We start from the raw sequence: 7,634 nt of genomic DNA, 5'->3' as shown, positions 1-7,634 counted from the left end.
TGAGATTTGTCCAAATTCATCATTGCTTTTTACTTCTATAGTGGAAACATTTTTTGTTTTATGGTTGATGAAGTCAAAGAAATTTTGCAAAGATTTAAAAATTGAATTAATTTTTGCACTTACCATATATTTTATACACATATATACAATAGCTGAAATTATAATTAAAAATATAACAACTACAGCAACTATAATTAACTGAAGATTATATAAAGGTTTTAAAACTGAATTTTTAGGGGTTGTTACAAGTATACTCCAATAACTTGAATCTTCTAGGGTACTAAAGGAGACAACCGAAGCATAACTAGTTAAACCTGTAGATGTATAAAAATTATTGATTAAAATATCTCTATGTTCTTTAATAGCACTTAATATAGGAGCTACAGAAGGAGAATGGTTGTATTCATTGATTTTTTGCAAAATTGCTTTAGGATTTTCATGTATAACAAATGTTCCATCATCTGTAAGTAGTAATCTTTGATCTCCTTCGTGAAAATTTAATGAAGGATCAAGTAAAGCTTTAGACATCTGTGAAAGCTCTAAAGAGAAACCAATAACTCCTGCAAAATCTCCTTTTTGATTAAAAATAGGCATTCCTAAGTTTATCCCTAAAAATTCTCCATTGCCATAATCAAGACGCTTAACTGAACCAAAAATAATCTTTTGTTCTCCATTGTGCACATTGTTTTCAATTTTTGAGATTACAGGTATACTGTTATACATATTTTTATTTTGTATAAATGTTTTAATACCTCCGTCAATCCCTGGAGTTGAATCATTATAAACAATAGATAAATTTCCATTTTGAATGTCTTTTTCTTTATTTCCTGATAAGACTGAAAGATCTTTAATGTATAAAAAAGCATAAGTGGTATGCATACTTGAATCTAATGTTTTTTTGGTCAAATTTTCCAATACATTAATGTCAATATTCCCATTATCATTAATAACTTGTTGTATACTAGTACCTAATGCTTTAGAGAGTAAAAAAGGTTCGTTAAGTGTGGATTGCATATAATTTACATATCTTTTTGAAGCTATATCTAGAGCAATTTCTGCTTCTTTTTCCATATTTTGAGAAACTTTCCATGATATGATGGCAATCATAAAGACTAAGCTAACCATAACACTTCCAATTACTGAAAGGGTTAATTTAGTTCCGATAGATTTTAACATTGTCTTCCTTTCTTGTATATTTATTTTCTAGAATTATAACTATAAAATGCTTATTTTTTTCTAAAAAAGTTATTAATTATTAATTAATATTTTGTTAATATTAATTAATAATTAAATTAAATAATGTTAAAATACATTTACATCAAATTTATATTAAGGAATAGCAATGAAAAAGATTTTCATTTCTTTTGTTGTCCTAGCGACATGTTTATGGGCAAAAAATACCGCCTATACTGATGAAGTTGTATCGCTTTATCTTAATAAAGATGATACTAAAGTCATAGGAAGACTTTTACCTACAAATCCTTTTGAAGTGTTAAAAAGCGCAAATAACAGGGTTTTGCTAAAAATTGATGGTTATGTAAATCCTAAAGCACCTTCTGTGATTTATTTCAATGACTCTCAAAGAATTATTGTTGCAGCTTTTTCTAAAAATACAAAATTAAATTTCTCTCAAAGAATAACTGGAAAAAATGGAAAATGGGATAAGGTAAGCCTTGAAATTTGGGCAGATAAAAAAGAATTTGTCAAAGACAATAAAGAAATGTTAAATCGAGCCAAAGAGCTTTTTGTAAATAACTGTGGAATTTGCCACGCTATCCACAAAGAAAAAGAATTTACAGCTAATGCTTGGCCTGCAATTTTCCGTTCTATGGCCGATAGAACAGGTATTGATAAAAAAGACAGATGGCTAGTTATAGAATACTTACAAAAAAACGCAAAAGATTTTAAAACAAAATAAGGAGAAAAGCATGCTAGATAGAAGAAAATTTTTAAAAATTGGAGCGAGCTTAAGTGCTTTACCTCTCATTCCAAGCTTAAGTGCAGGAAAAACCGTAGAAGCTTCAAAAGTTAGCCTCGGACTTGTAAAAAATGGAGAAGTGATTACCGCAGCACACTGGGGGATTTTAAAACTCACTATAAAAGATGGTAAGATAGTAAAAAGTGAACCTTGGGAAAAAGTTACAAAAATGGATAATCCTTTACAGCACTATACTGCCGATATGGTTTATAAATCTCGTGTGAAGTATCCTTATGTGCGTAAATCCTACCTTGAAAATCCTGACAATCCTAAACCTGAGCTTCGCGGAAAAGATGAGTTTGTTCGCGTAAGTTATGGTGAAGCGATCAAGCTTATCGCCAAAGAGCTTAAAAAAACAAGAGATAGTAAAGGTGCAAGTGCGATTTTTGGTGGAAGCTATGGCTGGAAATCAAGTGGAAATATGCAAAACTCACGCATCTTACTTCATAGATTTTTAAATGTAACAGGTGGATTTGTAGGAGCTACAGGAGACTATTCTACAGGAGCTTCTCAAGTGATTATGCCTTATGTTGTAGGATCGATTGAAGTTTATGAGCAACAAACCTCATGGGAAAATATCTTAAGTGATTCTAAATATGTTGTGATTTGGGGTGCTGATCCGCTTTCTACTTTACGCATAGCTTGGACTTCAAACGAACAAAGAGGTTTGGCATACTTTGAAAAACTTAAAGACAGTAAAATCAAAGTGATTTGTATAGATCCTATAAAAACCACTACAGCGAAATTTTTAAATGCCAAATGGATAGCTCCACGCCCAAATACCGATGTAGCTTTAATGATGGGTATGGCAAGCCATTTAATTGCTAAGAAAAAAGTTAATTACGAGTTTTTAGACACTTACACTACAGGCTTTGATAAATTTAAAGATTATTTAGAAGGTAAAGAAGATGGAGTGAAAAAAGATACCAAATGGGCAAGTAAAATTTGCGGTATCGATGAAAAAACTATCAAAAAATTAGCTGAAACTTTTTATGATAATCCTACTATGATTATGAGTGGTTGGGGTATGCAAAGAGCACATCATGGCGAACAGCCTCACTGGATGCTAGTTACTCTTTGTGCAATGTTAGGACAAATCGGCACAAAAGGAGGCGGTTTTGGACTAAGCTATCATTACAGCAATGGCGGTGTTCCAACTTGCAAAGGCGGAGTTATCGGCGGTATGACAGCAGGTAGTTTAGGGATTTGGAAAAATGGTAAATTTAAAGGTTTAGTAAAAAGCGAAACTTCAAACGAAGGCGCAGAATGGCTTCAAAATGCAGCGAGTTATTCTTTCCCTGTAGCAAGAATCGCTGATGCTTTACTTCACCCTGGAAAAACCATAGATCACAACGGCTCTAAGCTTACCTATCCTGATATTGATTTTATTTACTGGGTAGGCGGAAATCCTTTAGTGCACCATCAAGATACTAACACTAACGTAAAAGCATGGAGAAAACCACGCACCGTTGTGGTAAATGAAATTTACTGGACTCCAACAGCTAAAATGGCAGATATTGTTATGCCTGTAACTTCATCTTATGAAAGAGATGATATTACCATGACAGGAGATTATTCAAATATGCATATAGCTCCTATGAAACAAGCAGTTGAGCCTGTGGGTGAAAGCAAAGATGATTATGTAATTTTCTCTGATATTTGTAAAATTTATGGAAAAGATGTCTTTAATGCCTATACAGAAAATGGCAAAAAAGCTAAAGATTTCATCAAAGAATACTACAACAGTGCCCTAAAACAAACTCAAAGTTTTGGCGAAGCTTTTGCTATTCCTATGCCAAGTTTTGAAGAATTTTGGGCTAAAAATGAACCAATCACTTTTGAACCAACAGCTGAAAGTTTAGAATGGACTCGTTTTTCAGAATTTATAGAAGATCCTATCTTAAATGCTCTGGGTACAGATTCAGGACTCATTGAAATTTACTCAGAAGCGATTAAAAATTATAATTATGATGATTGCAAAGCCCATCCTACTTGGTTTGAGCCTATTGAATGGCTTGGAAATGCAACCAAAGAAGCACCTTTCCACTTACTTACAAATCACCCAAGAGATCGCTTGCACTCTCAACTTTGCCACACAAGCTTAAGAGATACTTATGCAATAAAAGATAGAGAGCCGATTTTAATCAATTCCAAAGATGCAAAAAAACTTGGTATAAAAAATGGCGATGTAGTACGCGTGTTTAACAAACGCGGTGAAGTTTTAGCAGGGGCTGTTGTAAGCGATGAAATCATGCAAGGGGTTGTAAGGATTTGTGAAGGTGCTTGGTATGATCCTAATGAAAACGGACTTTGCAAATGTGGAAATGCAAATGTTTTAACCATGGATATGCCAACTTCAAAACTTGCCAATGGCAATATCTCTCACACAGGGCTCGTAAACATAGAAAAATTTAAAGGTGAACTACCAAAACTTACTGCCTTTAATGCGCCAAAAGGTGTGAATTAAATTGCAAGAAAGCCGTAAGGCTTTCTATTGTCCAAGCAAATTTAAACTTAAAGCCATTATTGCCATTCCTAATATAAGTCCATATAAACTATCATGGGCCTTATCATAAGTTTTTGCAGCGGGCAAAAGTTCATCAAGAGATATAAAAACCATAATTCCTGCAATCACAGCAAAACTTATAGCTAAAGTAAGATCGCCTATAAAAAGCAATAAAATCAAAGCTCCAACAAAAGCACCCAAAGGCTCTGCAAAACCCGAAAGAGCTGAATAAATAAAAGCCTTTTTCTTATTTCCTGTAGCATGGTAAATTGGCAAACTCACGGCCAAACCTTCAGGGATATTGTGTATAGCCACAGCTATAGCTATAGCAATTCCTAAAGTAAGATTGTCAAGACTCGAAATAAAAGTAGCAAAACCTTCTGGGAAATTATGTATAGCAATAGCCAAAGCTGTAAAAATCCCTGTGCGTTTTAAAGCTTTAGTATTGATCTGATGCAACTTTTCTCCAGGATGAAATTTCGGAGGATTTTGTCCTTTTTGAGGTAAGGGACAAATTTTTAACTCGCTTAAATCCTCTTTAGGCTCGTGAGGATTGACATCTTCGGGGATTAATTTATCAATCAATAAAGATATTAAAATTCCACCAAAAAAACAAGCTAATCCCAAAAGCTCAGCCCAATGCGAATCATAGTGATTTTTAAAATCTTTAAGTGCAGTGGGTAAAATTTCCATGAAAGAAATATATATCATTACCCCAGCTGAAAAACCAAGTCCTAAAGAAAGTACCCTTAAATCATCTTTTCTAGAAAAAAAGGCTATTATAGAACCTATAGCTGTAGAAAAACCTGCAAAAAGAGTCAGTAGCATTGCGATAAAAATTTGTTCAAAGGTAAATTGCATTAATAATTCTTAACTTCAATAAAATTTTAATATTTTAAATACTTATATTTATAAAAAGTTAACATATGGTAAAATTACAAAAGATATTAAAATTTTTAAGAATATTTTAAAAAATTATAGAATACTATACTAAGTTTTTTATAAATTTTTAAAAGTTAAGGAAAAAATATGAATTTTCGTTCTTTAAATATAAGCACTAAGCTTATTCTATCTGTAGCTATAGGGGTAATTTTAGGCATTATCGTATTAGTTTCAACAGTTTCCATATATATTTCTGAAAATATGGAAAAAGAGGCCAAAGATTCAATATTTTTAGCTTCAAAAAGATACACCAATTATATGGAAGGTATTCTAAATGAAACTGTTGCACTTACAAAAGGAACCGCAACTTCCTTAAATGATATGTTTGAACACAATAATCAAGTTGATGCTGATTTGATTGAAAGCTTAATGAAAAATTTATTTGATAGTAGTTTATATTCAGCTTATACTTTTTTGTATTTAAAAGATACTTCAGTGCTAGGGGATGCTCAAGGAATTGATAAAAGATACACAAGTTCTGATGGTAAAACTTTTGCTATGATTTATTTTGATCAAACCACTGGAAAATCTGGAGGAATAGAAACGATTCAAACGCCAAATAATTTTGGTAATTTAAAGATTATAGAGCAAGTAGAAAAAAACGCTAAATATGGAGATAAAGATAGTTTATTTGTTGGGCCACCAACTAAACTTAACTACGATGGAAAAGATTTTCTAGGTATTAATTTTGGAATGCCTATTTTTAATAATAAAGGTAAATTGATTGGAGTTGCTGGATATACTTTAGATTTTTCTGAAGTTTCTGAAACCATACTTGACCCAAAATTAGATTTTTTTGAAGGGGATTTAAGATTTTTAATGACTGATAAAGGTGTTATTGCCATTCATAAAAATCATAATGCCATTTTAAAAACACTCAGTGATATAAATAAAGATCCCTCTGTGGAGTTAGTCAATAATGCTGTTAAAGAACACAAAACTGTTATAATAGATGATTATGTTGCTTCAACTGGAGATTTAAGCTATGCATCCGTTTCATCTTTTAGTACTGCAAATAATTCAAGTTATTGGAGTATGGTTGTAACTGCTCCTAAAAATTCAGTTTTAGCACCTTTAAAGAAACTAGAAATTATTTTTATTGTGATTTCTTTTTTTATACTACTTGTCATATTGATTATAGTTTATGTCTGCGTTAAAAAAATAGTTGGATCTAGAATTCCTGTCATTTTAAAATCTTTAGAAAATTTCTTTCGTTTTTTAAATCACGAAAAACACGAAGTTGATTTAATTTCAATCAAAGCCGATGATGAACTTGGAAAAATGGGCAAAATGATCAACGAAAACATCCTTGCTACTAAAAAAGGTTTAGAACAAGACAATCAAGCTGTTAAAGAATCAGTTCAAACCGTATCAGTTGTAGAAGGTGGTAATTTAACAGCAAGAATTACTGCTAATCCAAGAAACCCACAACTTATTGAACTTAAAAATGTTCTAAATAAACTTCTTGATGTTTTACAAGCTAGAGTAGGTTCTGATATGAATGTTATTCATAAAATATTTGAAGAATACAAAAGCTTAGATTTTAGAAATAAAATCTCTAATGCTTCAGGAAGTGTTGAATTAACTACTAATGCTTTAGGCGATGAAATAGTTAAAATGCTAAAACAAAGTTCAGACTTTGCTAATGCTTTAGCTAATGAAAGTGGAAAATTACAAACTGCTGTTCAAAGCTTAACCACTTCTTCAAATTCTCAAGCTCAATCTTTAGAAGAAACTGCAGCAGCTTTAGAAGAGATCACTTCTTCTATGCAAAATGTTTCAGTTAAAACTAGTGATGTTATCACTCAATCTGAAGAGATTAAAAATGTTACAGGTATCATAGGTGATATTGCAGATCAAATTAATCTTCTAGCTTTAAATGCAGCTATTGAAGCTGCACGTGCTGGAGAACATGGTAGAGGCTTTGCTGTTGTGGCTGATGAAGTTAGAAAACTAGCTGAGAGAACTCAAAAGTCTTTATCTGAAATAGAAGCTAATACTAATTTACTTGTTCAATCTATCAATGATATGGCAGAAAGTATTAAAGAACAAACTGCAGGTATTACTCAAATCAATGATAGCGTAGCACAAATTGATCAAACTACTAAAGATAATGTTGAAATTGCTAATGAATCAGCTATTATTTCTAGTACAGTAAGTGATATAGCTAATAATATCTTAGAAGATGTTAAGAAGAAGAGGTTTTAA

At 31.8% G+C, this 7,634-nt stretch carries 4 protein-coding genes and 1 pseudogene; 3 read left to right on the top strand and 2 right to left on the bottom strand.

The window, feature by feature from the left end; genetic code table 11:
* Positions 1-1,176: pseudogene (locus AJ932_RS03770) on the bottom strand (cache domain-containing protein); the annotation flags it as partial.
* Between the two features lie 166 nt (positions 1,177-1,342).
* Here AJ932_RS03770 and AJ932_RS03765 point away from each other — a divergent pair.
* Positions 1,343-1,918 (top strand): cytochrome c3 family protein, encoded by a 576-nt coding sequence (locus AJ932_RS03765; protein WP_070242974.1) that lies wholly within the window; start codon positions 1,343-1,345, stop codon positions 1,916-1,918.
* Between the two features lie 10 nt (positions 1,919-1,928).
* The gene (locus tag AJ932_RS03760) at positions 1,929-4,445 is read left to right on the top strand and encodes a molybdopterin guanine dinucleotide-containing S/N-oxide reductase (RefSeq protein WP_070278539.1); all 2,517 of its coding nucleotides are present in this window, start codon (positions 1,929-1,931) and stop codon (positions 4,443-4,445) included.
* Between the two features lie 24 nt (positions 4,446-4,469).
* Here AJ932_RS03760 and zupT read toward each other — a convergent pair whose 3' ends face one another.
* Positions 4,470-5,345: a zinc transporter ZupT gene (zupT, locus tag AJ932_RS03755; RefSeq protein ID WP_070278537.1), complete on the bottom strand. Its 876-nt coding sequence runs from the start codon at positions 5,343-5,345 to the stop codon at positions 4,470-4,472.
* A 168-nt stretch (positions 5,346-5,513) separates the two neighbouring features.
* Here zupT and AJ932_RS03750 point away from each other — a divergent pair, with 168 nt between their 5' ends.
* Complete coding sequence (locus tag AJ932_RS03750; protein ID WP_070232950.1) at positions 5,514-7,634, top strand: methyl-accepting chemotaxis protein; 2,121 nt, start codon at positions 5,514-5,516, stop codon at positions 7,632-7,634.

This window comes from Campylobacter sp. BCW_6873 (assembly GCF_001762365.1).
GTDB classification, from domain to species: Bacteria; Campylobacterota; Campylobacteria; order Campylobacterales; family Campylobacteraceae; genus Campylobacter_D; species Campylobacter_D jejuni.
This window is presented reverse-complemented; position numbering and strand designations above follow the sequence as displayed.